This window comes from Arthrobacter rhombi (assembly GCF_039526245.1).
In the GTDB taxonomy this organism is placed as follows: domain Bacteria; phylum Actinomycetota; class Actinomycetes; order Actinomycetales; family Micrococcaceae; genus Arthrobacter_H; species Arthrobacter_H rhombi.
This window is the reverse complement of sequence record NZ_BAAAIV010000006.1, coordinates 36,212-58,040: the sequence shown is the minus strand read 5'-3', so window position 1 is coordinate 58,040 and position 21,829 is coordinate 36,212. Positions and strand designations below refer to the sequence as shown.

19 protein-coding genes, 1 tRNA gene and 2 pseudogenes are annotated in these 21,829 nt (G+C 65.3%); 7 read left to right on the top strand and 15 right to left on the bottom strand.

Annotated elements, in window-relative coordinates:
* Nucleotides 1–22 precede the first annotated feature (22 nt).
* The 3 genes from ABD088_RS06215 to ABD088_RS06205 form a co-directional block, all read right to left on the bottom strand.
* The gene (locus ABD088_RS06215) at nt 23–496 is read right to left on the bottom strand and encodes a DUF1990 domain-containing protein (protein WP_343900829.1); all 474 of its coding nucleotides are present in this window, start codon (nt 494–496) and stop codon (nt 23–25) included.
* Between the two features lie 73 nt (nt 497–569).
* Entirely contained in the window at nt 570–4,193 is a 3,624-nt protein-coding gene (locus tag ABD088_RS06210) for a DNA polymerase III subunit alpha (RefSeq protein ID WP_343900827.1), read from the bottom strand.
* Complete coding sequence (locus ABD088_RS06205; RefSeq protein ID WP_343900825.1) at nt 4,190–4,501, bottom strand: DUF6504 family protein; 312 nt, start codon at nt 4,499–4,501, stop codon at nt 4,190–4,192. The genes ABD088_RS06210 and ABD088_RS06205 overlap by 4 nt, the downstream gene beginning before the upstream one ends.
* Before the next feature lie 332 nt (nt 4,502–4,833).
* On the opposite strand from ABD088_RS06205, the gene ABD088_RS06200 reads away from it, so the two are divergent.
* The gene (locus tag ABD088_RS06200; RefSeq protein WP_343900823.1) at nt 4,834–6,366 is read left to right on the top strand and encodes an outer membrane protein assembly factor BamB family protein; all 1,533 of its coding nucleotides are present in this window, start codon (nt 4,834–4,836) and stop codon (nt 6,364–6,366) included.
* A gap of 60 nt (nt 6,367–6,426) precedes the next feature.
* On the opposite strand, the pseudogene ABD088_RS06195 reads toward ABD088_RS06200, so the two are convergent.
* From ABD088_RS06195 to ABD088_RS06185, 3 genes and pseudogenes are all read right to left on the bottom strand, one after another.
* A pseudogene (locus ABD088_RS06195) lies at nt 6,427–6,776 on the bottom strand (VOC family protein).
* A pseudogene (locus ABD088_RS06190) lies at nt 6,750–7,019 on the bottom strand (helix-turn-helix transcriptional regulator); the annotation flags it as partial. The pseudogenes ABD088_RS06190 and ABD088_RS06195, both read right to left, overlap by 27 nt.
* A 9-nt stretch (nt 7,020–7,028) precedes the next feature.
* Nucleotides 7,029–7,793: an SOS response-associated peptidase gene (locus tag ABD088_RS06185; protein WP_343900822.1), complete on the bottom strand. Its 765-nt coding sequence runs from the start codon at nt 7,791–7,793 to the stop codon at nt 7,029–7,031.
* Nucleotides 7,794–7,828: 35 nt separating this feature from the next.
* Between ABD088_RS06185 and ABD088_RS06180 the strand changes: the two genes are divergently transcribed.
* The 3 genes from ABD088_RS06180 (at nt 7,829) to ABD088_RS06170 (ending at nt 9,915) form a co-directional block, all read left to right on the top strand.
* Entirely contained in the window at nt 7,829–8,098 is a 270-nt protein-coding gene (locus ABD088_RS06180; RefSeq protein WP_343900820.1) for a mycoredoxin, read from the top strand.
* 102 nt (nt 8,099–8,200) lie between these two features.
* Nucleotides 8,201–9,286 carry an S-(hydroxymethyl)mycothiol dehydrogenase gene (locus ABD088_RS06175; RefSeq protein ID WP_343900819.1) on the top strand — a complete coding sequence of 362 codons (1,086 nt, stop codon included), beginning with the start codon at nt 8,201–8,203 and terminating at the stop codon, nt 9,284–9,286.
* Nucleotides 9,286–9,915 (top strand): MBL fold metallo-hydrolase, encoded by a 630-nt coding sequence (locus ABD088_RS06170; RefSeq protein ID WP_343900817.1) that lies wholly within the window; start codon nt 9,286–9,288, stop codon nt 9,913–9,915. The genes ABD088_RS06175 and ABD088_RS06170 overlap by 1 nt, the downstream gene beginning before the upstream one ends.
* 101 nt (nt 9,916–10,016) lie before the next feature.
* On the opposite strand, the gene ABD088_RS06165 is transcribed toward ABD088_RS06170, so the two are convergent.
* Nucleotides 10,017–10,454: a hypothetical protein gene (locus ABD088_RS06165; RefSeq protein WP_343900815.1), complete on the bottom strand. Its 438-nt coding sequence runs from the start codon at nt 10,452–10,454 to the stop codon at nt 10,017–10,019.
* A 150-nt stretch (nt 10,455–10,604) separates the two neighbouring features.
* Complete coding sequence (locus ABD088_RS06160) at nt 10,605–11,360, bottom strand: lipoate--protein ligase family protein (protein ID WP_343900814.1); 756 nt, start codon at nt 11,358–11,360, stop codon at nt 10,605–10,607.
* 46 nt (nt 11,361–11,406) lie between these two features.
* Here ABD088_RS06160 and ABD088_RS06155 point away from each other — a divergent pair, with 46 nt between their 5' ends.
* Nucleotides 11,407–12,003 (top strand): uridine kinase, encoded by a 597-nt coding sequence (locus ABD088_RS06155; protein ID WP_343900812.1) that lies wholly within the window; start codon nt 11,407–11,409, stop codon nt 12,001–12,003.
* A 35-nt stretch (nt 12,004–12,038) separates the two neighbouring features.
* On the opposite strand, the gene ABD088_RS06150 is transcribed toward ABD088_RS06155, so the two are convergent.
* Both ABD088_RS06150 and ABD088_RS06145 read right to left on the bottom strand, forming a co-directional pair.
* Complete coding sequence (locus tag ABD088_RS06150) at nt 12,039–12,902, bottom strand: thioesterase family protein (RefSeq protein ID WP_343900810.1); 864 nt, start codon at nt 12,900–12,902, stop codon at nt 12,039–12,041.
* Nucleotides 12,903–12,965: 63 nt separating this feature from the next.
* Nucleotides 12,966–14,432 (bottom strand): protein adenylyltransferase SelO, encoded by a 1,467-nt coding sequence (locus tag ABD088_RS06145; RefSeq protein WP_343900809.1) that lies wholly within the window; start codon nt 14,430–14,432, stop codon nt 12,966–12,968.
* 59 nt (nt 14,433–14,491) lie between these two features.
* On the opposite strand from ABD088_RS06145, the gene ABD088_RS06140 reads away from it, so the two are divergent.
* The gene (locus ABD088_RS06140) at nt 14,492–14,926 is read left to right on the top strand and encodes a ribosomal maturation YjgA family protein (protein ID WP_343900808.1); all 435 of its coding nucleotides are present in this window, start codon (nt 14,492–14,494) and stop codon (nt 14,924–14,926) included.
* 455 nt (nt 14,927–15,381) lie between these two features.
* On the opposite strand, the gene nrdF is transcribed toward ABD088_RS06140, so the two are convergent.
* From nrdF to nrdH, 4 genes are all read right to left on the bottom strand, one after another.
* Nucleotides 15,382–16,356 (bottom strand): class 1b ribonucleoside-diphosphate reductase subunit beta, encoded by a 975-nt coding sequence (gene nrdF, locus ABD088_RS06135; protein WP_343900807.1) that lies wholly within the window; start codon nt 16,354–16,356, stop codon nt 15,382–15,384.
* A 132-nt stretch (nt 16,357–16,488) separates the two neighbouring features.
* Entirely contained in the window at nt 16,489–18,657 is a 2,169-nt protein-coding gene (nrdE, locus tag ABD088_RS06130) for a class 1b ribonucleoside-diphosphate reductase subunit alpha (RefSeq protein WP_372711112.1), read from the bottom strand.
* Entirely contained in the window at nt 18,627–19,097 is a 471-nt protein-coding gene (gene nrdI / locus ABD088_RS06125) for a class Ib ribonucleoside-diphosphate reductase assembly flavoprotein NrdI (protein WP_372711110.1), read from the bottom strand. Before nrdI ends, nrdE begins: the two co-directional genes overlap by 31 nt.
* 33 nt (nt 19,098–19,130) lie before the next feature.
* Nucleotides 19,131–19,373: a glutaredoxin-like protein NrdH gene (nrdH, locus tag ABD088_RS06120; RefSeq protein WP_343900805.1), complete on the bottom strand. Its 243-nt coding sequence runs from the start codon at nt 19,371–19,373 to the stop codon at nt 19,131–19,133.
* 424 nt (nt 19,374–19,797) lie between these two features.
* Here nrdH and poxB point away from each other — a divergent pair, with 424 nt between their 5' ends.
* A complete protein-coding gene (gene poxB, locus ABD088_RS06115; protein ID WP_343900803.1) occupies nt 19,798–21,522 on the top strand; it encodes a ubiquinone-dependent pyruvate dehydrogenase in 1,725 nt (574 codons plus the stop codon).
* A 148-nt stretch (nt 21,523–21,670) separates the two neighbouring features.
* On the opposite strand, the gene ABD088_RS06110 is transcribed toward poxB, so the two are convergent.
* A tRNA-Ala gene (locus tag ABD088_RS06110) sits at nt 21,671–21,743 on the bottom strand.
* Nucleotides 21,744–21,829 lie beyond the last annotated feature (86 nt).

The window sequence follows — 21,829 nt, the reverse complement described above, 5'->3', positions numbered from 1 at the left end:
GGTTGTGCGTTGTCCCGCAGGATCAGCGCAAGGCGCGCAGGTACCGTCGTCGGACGACGCGCTGGGCGATCAGCAGGAGGGGGAAGAGTCCCCGCCACGGCTGGTGGGGTGCCGCCCGGGTCAGGGATCTGACCGTGAAGCTCACCGTGTCGTCATGACGATGCACGATGAATGCCTCTTCGCCCTCTACCGGGTGGCCCGGCCTGGTCTTGTAGGCGAATCCGACCCGGTCGGCTTCCACGATCACGGAGGTCACCTCCACCGGCTCGACGATCACCCTGCCCAGCAGGTGGACCCTGATGTCCAGCCGGTCCCCCACGGACACCGGATCTGTCGAGTCCACCGTGAACCCGCTGGCCGTCTTGACGCGCCAACGGAGCACTTGGGCGCTTGTGCGTTCCCAGACGGCGGCACCACGCCCCAGGAACGCCGACGCCTCGGCCCTGCGGTAGCGGGGATCGGTCGCCGGCCAGGCGCTGAGTTCCGGGCTGGTCATGTGGTGCGTCCCCCTGGTGATGGTGCCTCTGGGCCGTGTCCTGCCCCAGCCTACGTCGTGGGCACGGCCCGTGTTATCCGACGCCGGTTTCCGGCCAGTCCTCCGGTAGGTCGGCCGGTCCCCGATGGTCCAGGTCCTCGGCTTCCATCCTCCGCGCCAGCGGCTGCACACCGCCGTCGTGCCGGACGGGCTTGCCCCGCAAACCGGTGAAGGTCTCCTTCACCCGGCAAGGGTCCGATAAGTGTCCGGGGCCCGGAAGCGAGCCCTGATCGGCCAGGTCCCAGGCCTGCAACGCCTGCAGGCTGATTCCACGGGGCCCGGTGCGCCGGGTGAGGCCGTGGACCAGCAGCAGGCGGGTCGCGAAGAGCAGGGGGCCCGAGTTCTGCTGGGCCTCGTGGAAGAAGGTGCAGTCCACGCAGCCGGTGCCGTCGTCCAGGGAAATGAACACCACCCGGCGTCCACCGCGCATCGGTGGCGTCTGGGTGGCCACCCGGACCCCGGCGACCAGGACCTCGGTTCCGTTGCGCAGCCCCAACAGGTCCTTCGCCGGCGTAGCCCCCAGCTTCGAGAGCAGGGGCGCGTGGGAGGACATGAGGTGCCCGCTGACATCCACGGCCATGAGGTCCAACTCGGTGCGGATGGTCTCCTCCAGGCTGGGTGCGGCCGCGCCCACCGTCAGAGCCCCCAATTCCACATCCCCCAGAGGTAGCGGAAGCTGTCCGGTGATCGGACGGTGGCGTGCGGGCAGGGCCTTGGCCGGGCGTCCGGCGAGATGGAGCATCAGATCGGCGCGGTTTCCCCGGCCGGCGGCCTGCTGGAGGCCGTCAAATGCCCCCAGTGCGGCGAACGTCCGCAACGAGGACCGGCTCAATCCCGACCGGTCCCGCACATCGGCCAGCGAATCATAGGGCTGCCCGGCAATGACCCGCTTGACCTCGGTCCCCGAGACCCCATGGATACCACTCAGGCTCAACCGGATGCCCAGCCGCCCGGCCGGCATGGTCCCCGGGGCACGGTAGACCGGGGGGACGGTGGGCGGTGGCAGCAGGCCCCGGACGCGCTCGACCCGGTAGGAGGCATCGGAACGGTTGATGTCCAACGGCAGGATCGGGATGCCCATCCGGCGGGCTTCGGCGACCAGGAGCCGTTTGGGATACATGCCGGGGTCGTGTTCCCAGATGCCGGCGAGAAAGGCCTCCGGATGGTGGGCCTTCAGCCACGCCGACTGGTAGGTGGGCACCGCAAAGGCAGCACCGTGGGCCTTGCAGAAGCCGAAGGAGCCAAAGGCCTTCAACGTCTGCCAGACGTCGTCGATGACTCCCAATGGATAGCCCCGCTCCATGGCGCGGGCCCGGTAGAGCTCCTCGACCCGGGGCTCCGCCTGGTCATTGCCGAGCAGCCGGCGGTAGACATCGGCCTTGGCCAAACCGCAACCGGTCATAACGTCGAAGATGCGCAGCACCTGTTCGTGGAAGACCGTGACCCCGTGGGTTTCCGCCAAGGCTGGTTTCAGGTCGGGGTGCGGGTAGTTCTCCGGGGCGAATCCGTGCCGGTTCTCCAGGTATGGCTTGACCATGTTCGATTGCATCGGGCCGGGGCGGAAGAGCGAGATGTCGATGATCAGGTCGTTGAACTCACGCGGGGCAAGCTTGCCGATCAGTTCGCGTTGCCCCGGGGACTCGATCTGGAAGCATCCCAGGGTATCGGTGGTGCGGATGAGCTCGTACGTCGGTTCGTCATCCAGCGGAACACGGTCCAGGGCGATCGCCCCGTCCGCGTCCAGGAAGTCCGGCAGCACACCACCGGGACCGCGGGGATGGGATCCGGCCGCTGCCACTGATGCGCCGTCTCCGTGGATCCTGACGACCTCGGAAACGGCATAGGCCATCGCCGATTGCATGCGCACCCCGAGGACATCGAGCTTGAGCATGCCCATGGGGTCCATGTCGTGCTTGTCGAACTGGCTCATCGGCAGGCCGAGCCCGCTGGGTTGGACCGGGGTGCGATCCAGCAAGGTGTTGTCACCGAGGATGACACCGCAGGGGTGCATGGAGATATGCCGGGGCAGCCGGTCCAGGCGTTCGGTCAGGTCCACCAGCAGGTCCAGCTGCCGTTCGGCGCCCATCCGTTCGGCGAAGGGACGCAGTTCGGGCTTCTCCTCCAGCGCCTCGCGGAAGTTGCTGGCCGAGAAGCGCCACAGCTGCTTGGCGATCACATCCAATTCGCCCTCTTCCATGCCGAGCGCCTGCCCGGCATCCCGGACAGCGCCGCGGGCACGATAGCCGTTCTGCATGCTCATCAGGGTGACCCGTTGGGAGCCGAACCGATCGAAGATGTTCTCGTAGACCCGGTGCCGTTCGGCGGATTCGACGTCGATGTCGATGTCGGGCAAGGTGGTGCGGTCCCGGGAAAGGAACCGCTCGAAGAGCAGATCGTGGGCCAACGGGTTCACCTGGCTGATACCCAGCAGGAAATTCACCAGGGACGAGGCCCCCGAGCCCCGGGCGGCATTGCGCACCCCCATCTCGGCGATCATCGCACTGACCTCGGCGACGGTGAGGAAATAGGTGCTGAAGCCCAGATCGGTGATGGTATCCAGTTCCAGGGCCAGTCGATCGCGCAGCTGCCGGGAGCCTGATTCCCGGGGCAGCAACCGGGTGATGCCCGCTTCGCACCGTGCCGCGAGAGCGGCATCCGGACGCCCCGTGATGCCGATGACGCTGGCCTCGGGCACGACGGGGATCCCCCACCCGGCGTCCGCGACGGGGTCCATCCGGGCCCAATCGGCCAACGCCGCGGTGGAGCGCAGCAACTCGGCGGCCACCGCCCCCTCCCCCGCTTCCCGGGCGAGTTCCCGGGCCAGGGCCTGCATGCGCCCGGGGCTCTTGAGCCATCCCTGTCCGTTGGGTTGCAGGTCGGTCAGGGTTTCCAACGAGCTCAACGCCCGGGCGGAGTCGAGCACGTCGGCGGTGGCGGCGCCATCGGCCTCGGCATAGCGCACGGCATTGGTCAGGACCGCCGGTATGCCCAGGGCCTGGGCAGCCCGGAGCATCCGGATGGCATGGGCACTGCTGAGCCGCTCGCCCGGGGTGTTCAGGTGGGTGACCAGTTCCACGCGCACCGCATCACGTCCCAGCCTGGTCAGCCACGTGCCCAGGGTCGAGCGTGCCCGGGGCAGGTCGCGCCGCAGGGCTGCCTCCCCGACGTCGGAATCCGGCCCCAGCAACACCGTCAGCACCGTGCCTTCCTCGGGGTCGACTGCGCAGGTTGCCAGCTCGGCAGGGGTGACCCCGATGGGCTTGCCTGCCGTGCCACCACGGTGTGCCGACGTGCCCTCATGCGCCAGGGAAACCAGCCGGCACAGGGCGCGGTACCCGGCGCCGGCGCAATGTCCCCGGGCCAGCACGATGACCCGCCCCTGCACCTGGAGCCGGGGCCGACCACGGGACGCGGCCACCGGATGCCGCGGGATGCCGGATGCCGGACCCAGCACTGCCAGGTTCACCCCGAGGATGGGGTCCAAGCCAGATTCCCGGCAGGCCTTGAGGTGCTTGACGGCGCCGTACAGGCCATCACGTTCGGTGGCGGCCAACGCATCGGCCCCCTCGGTGGCAGCACGGCGGGCCAGGTCCTGCGGCCAGGACACCCCGTAGTGTGCGCTGAACGCGGAAGCCACGTTCAGGTGGGTGAAGCTCACGCGCTCTCCAGCAAGGCGTCGTGGATGCGAATGAGCCGCCAGCGGCCATTCTCCACATCCCGGGAGACCTCGAACGTGAGCAGCGGCCCCCGGCCGGCCAACCTGACCTGGAGCCTCCAGATCTCGTGGTCCACGAGTCCCGGTCCGCGGCCACGTTCGGCGCGGACTTCCTCGGCCCACCACTTCCGGCGCTCGAACCAGCGCACGGGGTCCGCTGCAATGCGGTATTCACGGCCCTGCCAGCGCAGGCGCAACGGCAGTCCCGCGGTGCTGCATTCCACGTCGACGGATTGGGTGAAAAGCCCCATCTGATACCTCCAAACCGCCCCGGAAAACAACGTGGGTCACGGGGCACTATGTGACGGACGGGGCCGCGGATCCGCAGGGGCATGACGACCACTCCATTCTATTCGAATCTATGTTCTAAGCAAGATCAGACTAGAAAGCTTGTACGACACTTTGGGGTCGGGGTCTCGAAACAGGAACCTGACCGGGCATGATGCAACGGCACCGACTACGACGACGGGGCTTCCCCGGCCTGGAATGGCCCGGTTGCTGCCGCCCCCACCCCCATGCCGGGACTTATCCACATTTGCGCGGATTCCTGTTCCCGTCATTTATGCGCCGCTAGCGTCAAGACATGGGAAACCGCATAACCACCAGTCTCGTCTCGCTTGCGCTGCTTCCGCTGGCCCTCACCACAGCCTGCACGGCGTCACCGGAACCGCCTGGATCCTCCACTGCCCCTGGCGCCGAGAAGAAGGCCCCGCAAACAGAATCCATCGCCCCCCGCAGCACCGGGAAGATCAAGCCGGTCTGGACCAGGAAGCTGGAGCCCATCGGACAACCACTGCTGCAGGACGGCGTTGCCCTGATCATCTCCGGCGAAGGCCAGCTCATGGAGTTGGTCGCCCTGAACGTCAAGAACGGCAAGGAGCTCTGGCGCAAGGACTACCACCCGGGACATGTACCGGGAGGGCTACCCGCCGTCCCAGAAATCTCAGAAGACAGGAAAGGCCGTACCCGCGTCGTCTTTCTCCAACAAGGAAAGATCCCCACAGAAAACGCTGGATCATACCGGTGGACCGTTCCCGTTGCCGTGGACCTGAGAACCGGGAAGCTAGTTCATCGTGGGACGACTTCGGAACAAGTTGGAAGCCGCCCACGTGCTTGTGCAGACGGAACCGACCTTTGTTATATGCGTTTCAAACAACCGGACTTCGACAGCGAAGCGGTACGCATAGATCTCGATACTGGCCACAGCCAACGAGGCAAGACCGTCAGCCCCCTCTCCGATCAATTCCAGCCGATTCACCGTCAGGGACTCCACGTGGTGTTCGGAGAACATGAGCGGTTCGCCATGGTCAAGAACAAAAAGATCACCTGGCAGAAAGACATCGAAAAGATTTTCGGAGCCGGCGCCTCGGCCAACAGAGGCTTCGTAGTCTCCAAGGTGCCGAAAAAAGAAATCTACGTCGCAGACCTCGGCATCCCCGGTCGCTCCGAGCTCCGGAATGATGACTCCAAAAAACACAAATCAAAGTTGACGGACCATGTTTTGGCGGGAATTGACGGAGCCACTGGCAAGACGAAATGGAAAGCCAAGGGAGCCGGCACCATTTGCTCCTTCTACGTCGGTGAATCGGCGACCCGGCTGGGCGACGGTAAGGCCTTCCCCATCCGGTGCGACTATCTGTCCGGAACCTACGACGGAGTCTTCGACCACCCCTATGCCAAAGCCAAAGCACAATTGGTCGGCTACGACCCGCTGTCCGGAAAGCCCGCGTGGAAGTTGAAGCCCGTAAAGATCACCAAGCGCAAACAGATGCTGCTCGAGACTGCCGGAGATGGAACGTACATCGTGACCGGCAAATCCGGTGGACACCGCATTGTCGAAACCACTCATGGCTCAAGTCGCGCCGCGCTGTCCGGGGAAACCTTCTTCTGCATCCACAGTCAGGAGATCCGTCTGCCGGTCGAACCCGGTGAAGATCGACAACGTACCGGGACGGGCGGAGATTTGTATGCCTCGTGCACGAGTACCGGCAAGAAGGCCAAGGGCTACACGATCGGCGCAGTCAGGGACGTTGACAACACCGAACGCGGAATGACGCTGATCTCCGAAGAAGGACGCGTCTCCGCGTTCAAGTTTCCTTCGGGGCAGAAGTCCTGAAGGCAGTGTGGCGTGCCTCCGGATCCAGCGGCACGCCACTCGCCGACAACCGGGCGACGGTCAGGAGGCAGCCTGGTTGATGCGCACCAAGTTCCCCGACTGGTCGCGGAAGGCACAGTCGCGCGGGCCCCACGGCTGGTCGATCGGTTCCTGGAGCACTTCGGCGCCAGTGGCCCGGACGCGCTCGAAAGGGCATCAACGTCGTCCGTGGTGAACACCGTCATCGGGAGCACACCCTTGGCGAGGAGTTCTTGCATGGCGTTGCCGTCCTGCTCGGAGCGCCCGGCATGCGGGTCCGAGAAGACGATTTCGGCACCGCCCGGAAAGGCGGATCCGAGTGTGACCCACCGGCCGCCGCCGGCGACATCGTTGAGGACAGCGAGGCCGAGCGAGGGCCACCCCACGCCCATGCAGGCATCGGTGACGCTGACCCCGCCGCGCAGCAGGGCCATGGCCCGTTCGATGCGGCGGGTCATGAGGTAGGCGTACGGCGTCTCACCGTAGGCCGCCTTGAACCGCCGGGAGAAGTGGGCCGGCGACATCAGGGCCCGGGATGCCATGGTCGGCACGTCCAGGGGGCTGGCGAAGTCACGGTCGATCAGGTCGCGGACGCGGCGACGATGGGTGAGCCCTTCCAGCTCGTGGGCGTCCATCATGGCCGGCTACTCCGTCAGCAGTTCGGTGAGTGGTTCGGTCAGCTCCGGGCCATCATTCCTGACGTTGCCCACAGCGGAGGCGACTTCGCGCAGGCTCCATTGCCCGGCGACCGCATACGCCTCGGCCCTTACCTGTTCAACAAGGGGGCCGGCTTCCTTGTCCCCCGGGTTCAGCCACTCGGCCATCGACTCGCGGTCCAGGGGAATGGGCAGGCGGTCATGCAACCCGTGCAATGCGTCGAGGACCTCCGATTCCCCCGTGGCCTCGGGTGAGGCCATCGTGAGGATGCTGCAGCTGAGCAGCCAGCGTTCGTCGTCGTCCTCTGCCTTGGAGGGGTCCTTCCACCATTCGTAGATGCCGGCGAAGTAGATCATCGAGTCGTCTTGTGGGTGCACGAAGAAGGGGCGCTTGGTCCCGGCCTTGCCGGTACCTGCCTTTTTCCATTCGTAGTAGCCCTCGGCCGGGATGGCGCATCGGCGCGCCTTGATGGCCGAACGGAAGGTGGGCTTTTCCAGCACCGTCTCGCTGCGGGCGTTGAACGCCCGCACGCCGACGGACGGGTCCTTGGCCCAGATCGGCACCAGCCCCCATTTGGCCACGTGGACCTGGCGGACCACCTCGTCATCGATCAGCCGTTCCAGCACGACCGGGACATCCGTGGTCGGGGCGACGTTCCAGGACCTCCGCAGTTCCAGGGCGTCATCGGCTTCGGCTTCCGCGTCGGCCACCAGGTCTCCGATGGCCCGCGCCATCACGTATCGTCCGCACATGGAATAAGCGTCTCATAGGGCTGGTTGTGCTGGATATGACTGATCTGAAGACCGCTGAATTCGTGCCCGAAGCCGGAACCGTCACCATGTTCACGACCTCCTGGTGCGGCTATTGCAGGAACCTGAAGAAGGCCATGGATGCCGATGGAATCTCCTACCGCGAGGTCAACATCGAGGACGTGGAAGGGACCGCCGAGATCGTCGAATCCGTCAACGGCGGCAACCAAACGGTGCCCACGCTGCTCTTTGCTGATGGATCCGCCGTAACCAATCCACGTATTGAACAGGTGCGCGAGCGCCTCTGACGGCTCTGTGACAGGATGAAAGGTGTCCGCGGTTCTGCCGCGCGGGCACCTTTTTCTTTACCGGAACGGGCCGTGATCCACGGCCGAGAGGATGGAAACCACATGCCACAGAAGGTCAAAGCCGTCGTCGTCAAGGCCAAGGACGCGCCGGTCGAAATCGAAACCATCGTCATCCCCGATGCCGGCCCCGGAGAGGCCGTCGTGGACATCCTGACCTGCGGGGTCTGCCACACCGACCTGCATTACAAGCTGGGCGGCATTGGCGATGAATACCCCTACCTGCTCGGCCACGAGGCCACCGGCGTCGTCAGCCAGATCGGCGAAGGCGTCTCCAACGTTGCCGTCGGCGACCGTGTGGTGCTGAACTGGCGCGCCGTCTGCGGCGAATGCCGCGCGTGCACCAAGGGCCAGCCGCAGTACTGCTTCGACACCGCGAACGCCACCCAGAAGATGACGCTCGAAGACGGCACCGAGCTCTCCCCCGCGCTGGGCATCGGAGCCTTCGCGGAGAAGACCCTCGTTGCTGCCGGGCAGTGCACCAAGGTCGATGAGGACGTGGATGCGGCGGCCGTGGGCCTGCTGGGCTGCGGCATCATGGCCGGCATCGGTGCCGCCATCAACACCGGTGAGGTCAAGCGCGGCGAGTCAGTGGCCGTGATCGGCTGCGGCGGCGTGGGCATCGCGGCCATTGCCGGCGCCCAGCTGGCCGGCGCCACCACGATCATCGCGGTGGACATCGACCCGGCGAAGATCGAACTGGCGAAGAAGCTCGGCGCCACGCACGGGGTGAATTCCAAGGAACAGGATCCGGTGGAGGCCATCCGCGAGCTGACCGGAGGATTCGGTGCCGACGTGGTCATCGACGCGGTGGGCCGCCCCGAAACCTACAAGCAGGCCTTCTACGCCCGCGATCTGGCCGGCCGGGTCGTGCTGGTCGGTGTCCCGACCCCGGAGATGCAGCTGGAACTGCCCTTGCTGGACGTCTTCGGGCGCGGCGGTTCACTGAAGTCGTCCTGGTACGGCGACTGCCTGCCCTCCCGCGACTTCCCCATGCTGGTCGAACAGTACAAGCTGGGGCGCCTGGACCTGGACGCATTCGTCACCGAACGCATCGGGCTGGGCGACATCGAGGCCGCCTTCGACAAGATGCATGACGGCACCGTGCTGCGTTCGGTGGTGGAACTCTGATGCCCGCACAAATCCAGAACCTGGTCACCTCCGGCACCTTCAGCCTCGACGGCGGGACGTGGGACGTCGACAACAATGTGTGGATCATCGGAGATGAGTCCGAGGTCATCGTCATCGACCCCGCCCACAAGCCGGCCGCCATCGTGGAAGCCGTGGGCGACCGCTCGGTGAAGGCCGTCCTGCTCACGCACGGCCACGACGACCACATCCGGTACGCCCGCGAATTCGCGGATGCCGTCCGTGCCCCGATCCATCTGAACCCGGAGGACCAGATGCTCTGGGAGGACGTCTTCCCGGGGACGGTCCCGGATGGGGAGATCTATGACGGTGACACGTTCGAGATCGCCGGGTCCACGCTTCAGGCCATCCATACGCCGGGCCACTCCCCCGGGTCCACCTGCTTCCACGCGCAGAAGCACGGGACGCTGTTTTCCGGTGACACGTTGTTCAAGGGCGGTCCCGGTGCGACGGGACGCAGCTACTCGAGCTTCGAGACGATCATCGAATCCATTCGGGACCGGCTGCTGGTCCTGCCCCCGGACACCGTGGTGAATACCGGCCACGGCGACGCCACCAGCATCGGTGCGGAAGCACCGCACCTGCAGGAATGGATCGATCGGGGCGAATAGCCGATACCGGCTGATCGGCCGACAGCGCTGGATGATGGCGGGCCCTTCGGGGCCCGCCATCGTCGTTTACGCTCGCTCCGACGTGCGGCCCGCCCACTGCATCAGGCGCCAGCACGGCCACGGGCCAGGTCGAGCACTTCGGTTGGCCGCAGGGCGCTCGTGGTGGACACCGTCGGCGCACGAACCACCTGCAGGACCCCGATGATCCCCTCGTAACGCACCATCGCCTGCGTGAGTTCGATGCTGCTGGCATAACGTCGCAGGAGCAGTTCCCTCCCGTCGGGGCCCGTGGCAGACCCCGGTTGCATCCGTGCAGGCCATTCGGAGAGCCCGTCGACCAGCGCATGGAGGATCCCGTGGGCTTCTCCATACGCCATGTCGCGGATGATCAGCTCGGGCTGGTCCAGTCCGGTCAGCCCGACCGTGTAGGCAACCGGAACGCCGCGCCGCCCGATCGCATGTTCAATGAACCATTCCCCCGTCGGTGGTGCCGCCGCGGGCTCCAACTCCCGGGCCATGGTGCTGCAAGTGGTGCACATGATGCCTCCTCATCGGCATCGACCACCCCGTCGGGGCCGCTGCCATGCACACCAGCATCGGCACCCACGCGGTGGCCCGGCCCTGGCGGACGCACGCCTGTGCACAACGCCGGCCCCACGGGCCCTGTGGCGGTGCAGTGGACGCGCCGGCTACGGGCGCCCGAGGGATCCGGGGTCCATCAGTTCAGTGTGCTGTGCGTACCCAGCCAACAACGCCCGTTCGACAGCATCCACCGTGGTGCCCGGCACCAGATCCTCGGCGGACCCGGCGGTCGAGGGATCCAAGGCAAGCCCCATGTCCCGGTAGACGGCCTCAAGCACGCGGCGCAAAGGGGCGGAGTCCTCCACGACGAAAACGCTGGCGAACAGCCACGCACCGGCCACCACGCGCTGGGCCGTCCCGACGAGCTTGACCGGCGACCGCACCACCGAGGAGGGGCCGGGCATCCCGTGCACGCTGAACTCCCCCGGACAGTATTCGCCGGGGATCTCACCGACCCGGGCGTCGATGCCCAACGTCCCCAGCGCCCGGGCGTACACATCACCCAGCACCCTGAAGCGTTCCTGGTGTCCCGCCATGGCCTGCCCGGCCGGTTCTACGTGGTCCACGATCAGCGTTCCCCGGTGATAGGCGGCGGCCCGGCCGCCGGCCTTGCGCACCACCGGCGCAAAGCCCAGTTCCCGCGCGGAGGAGGCCGCGTCGTCGTACCCGGGAAGCCGGACATCACGTTGGCCGAACGCCAGCGTCGGTTCCGGACGGTACAGCCGCAGCGTGGCCGGCGCCCCGCCGTCGCGGACGCGTTCCAGCAGCCGGATGCCCTCGAGCAGATCGTCCCCGGGATCTCCGGTGGGGTCGGAGCGCCAGACGGTCAACGGCTGATCTGCTGCGGGATTCCAGGCACTCATGCCCTCGATTCTAGATGTGGGCGTGCCGCACGGAATAATAGGGGCCGTGCCCGAACGATCCATGACCCTCATTCTCCTCGGCGGCTCCTCCGGTTCCGGAAAGTCCTACCTCGCCGCGCGGTACGGTAGACCCCACATCGAACTGGACAACTTCTACCGCGAACTGGCCGAGGACTCCCCCGCCACGCCGCTGCCGCGCACCGGCTACGGAGAGGTCGACTGGGACCACCCGGGCACCTGGAACTGCGACGCCGCCGCAGACGCCGTGTTGTCCCTGCTGCGCTCCGGCACCATGCAGGTCCCCGACTATTCGATCTCCACCTCCAGCTACAGCGGCCACCAGACCGTGGCCATGGCCGGCGGCCCAGCCGTGGCGGAGGGGATCTTCGTGGACGAGATCCGCGCCCCACTACTGGCGGCCGGCGTGGACGTCCGCGCCTACTACATCGACGTGTCCCCGATGACGACGGCGGTGCGCCGGTTCGTGCGCGATGTCAGGGAGCGCCGCAAGCCGGTCCCCTTCCTGCTGCGCCGCGGTTGGGCGCTCTACCGTGCCGAGGGCCAGCTGCGCCGCCGCTACGTCGACGCCGGCTTCATCCCCACGCCGAAGCCCAGGATCCGCGAAATGCTCGCCGCCGCCTGACCCTGCCGCCTGACCCCACGTCAGCTGCCCGGAACCTACCGGACCGGCATCGGCCGGACGGTGAGGATCTGCTCGCTGCGCCCGAAGGGGCCCTCGACATCGTGCAGCACCGCTGAGGTCAGCCCGATGCCGTCGGTTCCGTAGGTCTGCTGCGAGGAAATCCCCAGCCATTCCCCGGTGGGCCGACGGTGCATGTGGATCTGCAGGTCCACGTTGGGGAACATCCAGGACTCGGGGCCCGGGGCCACGCGTGGTGCCACCCCGTTGGCGGTGTCGACCATGCCCAACAGGTGGACCATGTCGTCGGAGGGCTCGCCGTCGACCATGGCGTTGGGGTTGCGCATCCAGACGACGCCGCGCCCCAGCCGCAGGCCCGGTTCAACGCGGAATTCCAGTTGCTCGATGTAGCCGCCGGGCCACATGTCCATGCCGTCCCAGGCGGGCAGGTCCTCGGGGTGCGTCACCGTGGGGTCCTCGATCCCGGCAACTGCCGTGGAATCATCGGTCTTCAACCGCCAGGCTCGGGCCACGATGGCCGTGCGGCCCTGACACACCATCTCGGCCTCGATCAGCTCGATCGTCTTGCCGGGCCGGACCATGCGCGTGGTGACCTCGATGTCGCCGCCGTGGATGATGCCCAGGATGTCCAGGCTGACCCGGGCCATGCGCATGTCCTCGCGCGGCTGGAACTTCTCCAGTTCGTGGGCCAGCAGCCCCGTCGCCGGTGCCATGTGCTGTTCGTGGGCATTCCACGCGCCCTGGGTGTGGATGGTGGAGCGGTATCTTCCGCCGCCCAGCGGGACGTAGAACGAGGCGGGCCGCGTGCCATCCGCCAACTGCTGGAGGTGGTCCGAGGAGGCCTCGGGAACCGTGCCGGGTCCGGTCGAGGTTTCGGTCATGGATCCGTCCTTTCACTGCGGCGCGGGGGGCGCCGAAAATTCCACACTAGTCGGGAAGGGGGCTCAGGTGCCGCAGAAGGTCCGGTATGGTCCGAAGTCCTCCGGCGCCCCGGACGCATAGCGTTCCAACCCCGGCCGTTCCCGGTACGGGTCGGTCACGACGTCCAGCAGTTCCCCGAAGGGTTCCAGGTTGCCGGCCGTCGCGGCGGCCAGGGCCTCCTCCACCAGGTGGTTGCGCGGGATGTAGGCGGGGTTGGTGCGGTCCATCAGGTCTGCATCGGGTTCCAGGACAGACCACGCGGCAGCCCAGGCGTCATAGGCAGCGGTGTCGGCGAACAGGCTCCGCACCGGGTCGCTGTCACCGCGGGCCGCGGCACCCAGACGGCGGAAGAAGGTCGTGTAGTCGACGCCCTGCTGTTGCAGCAGGGCGATGACGTCGTCGACGACGGCTGGAGCCTCCGGGACCTCGGCGTCGACGGGGGCAAGCCCCAGTTTTCCGCGCATCCCCGTCGACCAGGCGGCGCTGTATTGGTCGCGGAAGCTGCGCAGGGAGGACATGGCCGTCTCGACCGCCTGGTCCTCGTCGTCGTCCAAGAGCGGCAGCAGCGCCTCGGCGAGGCGCGCCAGGTTCCACTCGGCGATGACCGGCTGGTTGCGGTAGGCGTATCGCCCCTCGGCGTCGATGGAACTATAGAGCGCCGCGGGATCGAAGCGGTCCATGAAAGCGCACGGCCCGTAGTCGATGGTCTCGCCGGAGATGGTCATGTTGTCGGTATTCATGACCCCGTGGACGAAGCCAATCAGCATCCACTGCGCAACCAACTGTGCTTGGGCGGAGACGACGGCATCGAACAGCGCCCGGTAGGGGTGTTCGGCGGTCGCCGCCTCGGGGTGGAGCCGCGCAATGGCGTGGTCGGCCAGCCGACGCAGCAGGTCCACATCCCCTTGGGCCCGGGCGTATTGGAACGAGCCCACGCGCAGGTGGCTGGAGGCTATGCGGGACAGGACGGCTCCGGGCAGCGCAGTGTCCCGCCGAATGGTGGTACCGGTGGCGACGACGGCCAGCGCACGGGTGGTGGGGATGCCCAGGGCGTGCATGGCCTCGCTGACCAGGTACTCGCGCAGCATCGGCCCCATGGCTGCCAGCCCGTCACCGCCGCGGGAAAACGGCGTGCGGCCGGAGCCCTTCAGGTGCAGGTCGTGCAGGGTGCCGTCGGGGCCCCGGAGCTCACCCATCAGCAGCGCCCGGCCGTCACCCAAACGTGGCGAGTAGGAGCCGAACTGGTGCCCGGCGTAGCCTTGCGCGACGGGAGTTGCCCCCTCGGGAACCGCGGTCCCGGTCAGCAGTCCAAGCCCCTCAGCACTGCGCAGCCATCCTGCCTCCAACCCCAAGTCCCCGGCGAGCCGGGTGTTCAACACCAGCAGGTTCGGTTCCGGGGTCGGTTCCGCTTTCCACGCGATGGAGAGTTCGGGGAGTTCGTGGGCGAATTGGCCGTTGAGGACAACGGTTCCCTGGAGTGCAGCGCTCATCCTCCGACCATACGCCGAGCCCGCCCAGGTGTCGTATCGGGCGGCGGTAGACTGCCGGAATGCATCGCTCCCGCACGGCCTCCCCCACCCTGCGGCGCCGGCTGATGCTCGTGGCCGCCGTTCTCTGCATCGTACCGATGGGCCTGGCCGCCAGGTTCCTGCTTGGCGGCTGGGTGGCAGACGTCGCCGGTGGAGTCCTGTACGCCGTGCTGGTCTATCTGCTCGTCGCGTTCTGCTTCCCCCAGCGCCGTCCCCTATTCATTGCCGTCGTGTCGCTGGGCGTCTGCTGGGCTGTGGAGCTCCTGCAGCTGACGGCGCTTCCCCGCGATCTGGGCGCGGTCTTCCCGCCGATCCGGCTGGTGTTGGGGACGACATTTGTTGCCTGGGACCTGTTGGCGTATGCGGCGGGAGTGGCCGCCGCGTGGCTCGCCGAACACTGCCTGGTGCGGGCACGATCGGCACCGACGCCGGCGGCAGCAGCAGACGCCCGTTAGGGACTCTCCACGTTCCCCACATCGTGGCATTCCTCCCCGGGCAACATCTGCTCGGCAGCACACTGCGCTTCGCCGCCGGCGCCCCAGCAACTGGTAGTGCCGAGCACGAGCGCAAGGGCAATGAGGGGACGGCGGGATCTCACGTCTAGCTCACCTCCCAGGCCGCGGCGACGTTCGGAAGTACATCTCAGCACGGCAGAGTGATTCCCGCAATGCTGGACTTCTGCCGTGTGACGATTAGCCATCCAACGCTGCCGCCGAAACCGACAGCGAACCGCGGCGAGCCCATGACCGTGTTGCCGCACACCACGTTCGATGCCCCCACGCGACGGCCGTTCGGATACCGCCGACAGGGCGGTAGACGGGGCCCTCAGACGACAAGAGGCCCGGACCCGCGAGATGAACGCGGATCCGGGCCTCTGGCCACACTTCTCAGGCCAAGCTGCGCACAGTGACTAGAACTCCCAGTCCTCGTCCTCGGTGTTCACTGCCTTGCCGATGACGTAGGAGGAACCCGATCCGGAGAAGAAGTCGTGGTTCTCGTCGGCGTTCGGGCTCAGCGCCGAGAGGATCGCCGGGTTCACGTCCGTGACGGACGAGGGGAACATGGCTTCGTAGCCCAGGTTCATCAGCGCCTTGTTGGCGTTGTAGTGCAGGAACTTCTTGACGTCCTCGCTCAGCCCCACGCCGTCGTACAGGTCATGGGTGTACTGGACCTCGTTCTCGTAGAGCTCGAAGAGCAGCTCGAACGTGTAGTCCTTCAGCTCGTTCTTGCGCTCTTCGGACAGGCCTTCGAGGCCCTTCTGGTACTTGTAGCCGATGTAGTAGCCGTGCACTGCCTCGTCACGGATGATCAGCCGGATCAGGTCTGCGGTGTTCGTCAGCTTGGCCCGGGAGGACCAGTACATCGGGAGGTAGAAGCCCGAGTAGAAGAGGAAGGACTCCAGCAGCGTCGAGGCGATCTTGCGCTTGAGCGGATCCTCACCATGGTAGTAGGACTCGATGATCGAGGCCTTCTTCTGCAGGTTCACGTTCTCGGTGGACCAGCGGAACGCCTCGTCGATGTCCTTGGTGGAGGCCAGCGTGGAGAAGATCGACGAGTACGACTTGGCGTGCACGGACTCCATGAACGCGATGTTCGTGTAGACGGCTTCCTCGTGCGGGGTGATCGCGTCGGGGATCAGCGACACTGCACCGACGGTGCCCTGCAGGGTGTCCAGCAGGGTCAGGCCGGTGAACACCCGCATGGTGAGCAGCTGCTCGTCGGCGGTGAGCGTGTTCCAGGACTGGACGTCGTTGGACAGCGGGATCTTCTCCGGCAACCAGAAGTTGTTCACGAGGCGGTTCCACACCTCAACGTCCTTGTCGTCCTGGATGCGGTTCCAGTTGATGGCCTCGACGTGGCCCTGCAGCTTGACCTGGTCGGTCATTTCAACCCCTGACTTTCTGGTGGGCGGTGCCCGATTGCTGGTGGGACGGGAGTACGACGGCGGGAGGTTGCCCGCCGTCGTACTCTCCGGTCATGGTCGCGGAGAACGACTAGATGGATGCAAAGCCTGCTGCTAGAGCATGCAGGAGACGCAACCCTCGACTTCCGTTCCCTCCAGCGCGAGCTGGCGAAGGCGGATGTAGTAGAGCGTCTTGATGCCCTTGCGCCATGCGTAGATCTGCGCCTTGTTGATGTCACGCGTGGTGGCGGTGTCCTTGAAGAACAGCGTCAGCGACAGGCCCTGGTCCACGTGCTGCGTGGCAACCGCGTAGGTGTCGATGATCTTCTCGTAGCCGATTTCGTAGGCGTCCTGGTAGTAGTCCAGGTTGTCGTTCGTCAGGTACGGGGCCGGGTAGTAGACGCGACCCAGCTTGCCTTCCTTGCGGATCTCGACCTTCGAGGCGACCGGGTGGATCGAGGAGGTCGAGTTGTTGATGTAGGAGATCGAGCCGGTCGGCGGAACCGCCTGCAGGTTCTGGTTGTAGATGCCGTGCTCCATGACGGAGGCCTTCAGCTCCAACCAGTCCTGCTGGGTCGGGATCTGCACACCGGCGAACATCTCGCGGACCTTCTCGGTCTGCGGGACCCACTCGCCCTCGGTGTACTTGTCGAAGAACTCGCCGGAGGCGTACTTCGAGTCCTCGAAGCCGCCGAAGGTCCGGCCGGTTTCCATCGCCAGGCGATTGGAGGAGCGCAGCGCGTGGAACAGCACGGTGTAGAAGTAGATGTTCGTGAAGTCCAGGCCCTCCTCGGAGCCGTAGTGGACCCGCTCGCGGGCCAGGTAGCCGTGGAGGTTCATCTGCCCCAGGCCGATGGCGTGCGACTGCTCGTTGCCCTCGGCGATGGAGGGAACCGAGCTGATGTAGGACATGTCCGACACGGCCGAGAGTGCGCGGATGGCAGTCTCCACGGAAGCGCCGAAGTCCGGGGAATCCATCGTCTTGGCGATGTTCATCGAGCCCAGGTTGCAGGAGATGTCCTTGCCGACTTCCTGGTAGCCCAAGTCATCGGTGTAGGTCGACGGGGAGGACACCTGCAGGATCTCCGAGCAAAGGTTGCTCATGATGACCTTGCCCTTGATCGGGTTGGCCCGGTTCACGGTGTCCTCGAACATCACGTACGGGTAGCCGGATTCGAACTGGATCTCAGCGAGGGTCTGGAAGAACTCGCGGGCGTTGATCTTGGTCTTCTTGATCCGCGAATCATCGACCATCTCGTAGTACTTCTCGGAAACCGAGACGTCGGAGAAGGGCATGCCGTAGACGCGCTCGACGTCGTAGGGCGAGAAGAGGTACATATCCTCGTTCTTGCGGGCCAGCTCGAACGTGATGTCCGGAACCACAACGCCCAGCGAGAGGGTCTTGATGCGGATCTTCTCGTCCGCGTTCTCACGCTTGGTGTCCAGGAAGCGGTAGATGTCCGGGTGATGGGCATGCAGGTAGACCGCACCGGCACCCTGGCGGGCCCCGAGCTGGTTGGCGTAGGAGAAGCTGTCTTCGAGAAGCTTCATCACGGGGATGACCCCGGAAGACTGGTTCTCGATCTGCTTGATCGGCGCACCGTGCTCGCGGATGTTCGTCAGCGACAGGGCGACACCGCCACCGCGCTTGGACAGCTGCAGCGAGGAGTTGATGCCGCGGGCGATCGACTCCATGTTGTCCTCGACACGCAGCAGGAAGCAGGAGACGAGCTCGCCGCGCTGGGCCTTGCCGGCGTTGAGGAAGGTGGGGGTGGCCGGCTGGAAACGGCCATCGATGATCTCGTCGACAAGCTGGGTGGCGAGCTTGTGGTCGCCACGGGCCAGGTGCAGGGCAACCATGCACACGCGGTCTTCGTAGCGTTCGAGGTAACGCTTGCCGTCAAAGGTCTTCAGCGTGTACGACGTGTAGAACTTGAAGGCACCCAGGAACGTCTCGAAGCGGAACTTCTTCTTGTAGGCGTGCGAATAGAGGTCGCGGACGAAGTTCATCGGGTACTGGTCGAGGGTCTCGCGCTCATAGTACTCATGCTTGATGAGGTATTCGAGCTTCTCGTCCAGGTCGTGGAAGAACACCGTGTTGTTGTTCACGTGCTGCAGGAAATACTGCCGCGCTGCAGCCCGGTCAGCCTCGAACTGGATGTTGCCATCCCGATCGTAGAGGTTGAGCATGGCGTTCAGCTCGTGGTAGCCCAGATCCTTGAAGGCCTCCGGGACTTCCTTGCTCTCGGTCTTCACGGTCGACTCGGCGACTGTTGTTTCCAAAACTCTTCCAATCCTTGGCGTACATGGGCCACATCCTCGGATGTGCCCATGAGTTCGAAGCGATATAGCACTGGAACCGAGCACTTGGCGGAAATCTTGTCCGCCGCCAAGCAGTAGGTGGTTCCAAAGTTCGTATTGCCGGCGCCGATGACGCCGTGCAGCAGGTTCCGGTTGTCCTCGTTGTTGAGGAATCGGATGACCTGCGGGAGAATCGACCGCTCGCCCTTCTCCCCGCCATAAGTCGGCAGGACCAGGACGTACGGTTCAGTGGCCAGCAACTCGGGGTCCCTGGCATGGAGGGGAATGCGCGCCGCCTCGACTCCCAGCTTCTCGACGAACCGCTTCGTATATCCAGAAGCGGAGGAGAAGTAGATCAGGGAAGTGCTCGTGGTGACGACCGGAGACCCGAGGGCCGCCACCACGGTGTCGGCGGACATCATGCCGGCCTCCAACTGGTGGTGATGGGTGGTTCTCTACGCGACGTTCGCGGCGAGCTCGGACAGCTCCGCGATCTTGTCGGGGCGGAAGCCGGACCAGTGGTCGGCCTCGGTGATGACAACGGGAGCCTGCATGTACCCGAGGGCACGAACTCGCTCGAGTGCCTCGGGATCCTGGGAGATGTCGACCTTCTCGTAGACGATGCCCTTCTTGTCCAGAGCGCGGTAGGTGGCGTTGCACTGCACGCATGCTGGCTTGGTGTAAACCGTGACGGTCATGGCGTTGGTCCCCTCGTACGAGATGGTGGTTTTCTGAGATATGTGCCCCGGCTTGCCGGGCTCCAAAAGTGGGCCAAATAGGACGAAAACCGTGCTAAAACCGGTCCCGGCCCTTGGGGCGCCTTCGGAGATTCCAATACTACATGTAGTGCAAGCTGCGACGAGCAACCCCTATATGTTGTCTTACAAGTATGTCATTACCCAGCGATTTCGTCCACAGGCACTGTGGAGAAGTCGGCCGTTGATTCCCGCACGATTCCGGGGTTCGGCGCGCGCCATCCACAGGCTGTGCATTCGTCGTACACAGTTCGGGTCCAAGGGCGTGTCGCGTCGGCCCGGCGTGTCGTGTCGGGGAGGGGCCGAGCGCCGGGGTGGCGGTCGGCGTAGGGTGGGCCTAACCGCAGCGGAAGGAACAGAACTGGCCATGAGTACTGTCGCAGAGAACATGATCGCCACACTTCGCGCCAATGGCGTCCAACGGATCTACGGAGTCCCCGGCGATTCCCTGAACGGCATCACCGACGCACTCCGCAAGGACGGAACCATCACTTGGTCTCACGTCCGACACGAGGAGGCCGCTGCCTTCGCCGCCGGCGCAGAAGCAGCCTTGACCGGCGAGCTCGGAGTATGTGCCGGTAGCTGCGGCCCCGGCAACCTGCACCTGATCAACGGCCTCTACGAAGCCAACAGGACCCGCGTCCCGGTCCTGGCCATTGCAGCCCACATCCCCAGTGGGGAAATCGGGAGCAACTACTTCCAGGAAACGCATCCACAGGATCTCTTCCGTGAATGTTCCGTATATACCGAGATGGTTTCCACCCCGGAGCAGATGCCGCGGCTGCTGGAAATCGCCATGCGAACGGCAGTGGAGAAGCGTGGTGTCGCAGTACTGGTGATTCCCGGCGACGTGGCGCTGGCCCCGGCCGTGAGCGACCGCATTTCACATGTACGGCGTAGCCACCCGGTCGTCGTCCCGTGCCGTGAGGAACTCGAAGAGGCTGCCGGACTCCTCAATGCCGGAAGCAAGGTCACCATCCTCGCCGGTGCCGGCGTCGCCGGAGCACACGATGCCGTCGTCGGACTGGCAGAGACCTTGGGAGCACCGATCGTGCATGCCCTGGGAGGCAAGGAGCACCTGGAATACGACAATGAATTCGACGTGGGCATGACCGGCCTACTCGGCTTCGCTTCCGGGTACCGGGCCATGGAGGACGCGGATACGCTGCTCATGCTGGGTACTGATTTCCCCTACCAGCAGTTCTTCCCCTCCCATGCCCGCATCATCCAAGTGGACATTCGCGGCGAGCAACTCGGACGCCGCGTTCCGGTCGACGTGGGCCTCGTGGGGGATATCGGTGACACCGCACAGGCGCTCCAGCCCTTGCTCAAGCGAAAGACCAAACGCTCGCACCTCAAGGATGCCCAGAAGCACTACCGGAAAACCCGGGAAAAGCTGGATGATCTGGCCTCCAAAACACGGAAGGGTGCGCCACTCCACCCCCAGTTCGTCGCCCGTCGGGTCGATGAGCTGGCGTCAGACGATGCCGTCTTCCTTCCGGACGTTGGCTCCCCGGTCATGTGGGCCGCCCGATATCTGCGCATGAATGGCCGACGCCGGTTGATTGGTTCCTTCGCACACGGCAGCATGGCCAATGCCCTCCCCCAGGCCATCGGGGTCCAATCAGCTGAGCCCGGCCGTCAAGTGGTCGCTTTGTGCGGCGACGGTGGCCTCTCCATGTTGATGGGTGAGCTGCTGACGGTCGTCCAGTCCCAGCTGCCAGTGAAGATGGTGGTCTTCAATAACTCCTCACTCAACTTTGTGGAATTGGAGATGAAGGCCGCTGGGTTCGTGAACTACGCAACCGGCCTGGACAACCCCAACTTTGCCGATGTCGCCAATTCGCTCGGCGTCCTGGGAATACGTGTGGAGAATTCGGCCGATCTGGATGCCGCGCTGAAGAAGGCCTTCTCCCACAACGGTCCCGCCCTGATCGACGTCGTGACCGCACGACAGGAGCTGTCCATGCCACCGGCGGTAACTGCCGAGCAGGCCAAGGGCTTCGCCTTGTATGCGGTTCGAACTGTCATGTCGGGCCGCGGCGACGAACTCTTGGATCTGGCCGCAACGAACTGGCGCCAACTCTTCTAGGCGAAGAGGGCCGGGCGGGACAGGCCAGCCCGGCCCGCCCGGGCCAGACACACATTTCTTGCCTATAACCCGCAGCCTGAGCAGGTGACGCGTTAAAGACTAATGTCCCGGGATATCGTTCTACCGATATCCCGGGACATTACATTCGTGGAGGTAAGGGGATTCGAACCCCTGACCTTCTGCATGCCATGCAGACGCGCTACCAACTGCGCCATACCCCCGAATGGGTGCTATCCCCAAGGTTTCCCTGTGGACAACTCATTCATCATAGGGCACTGAAATTGACTCGTGCAAATCGAGTCAACCC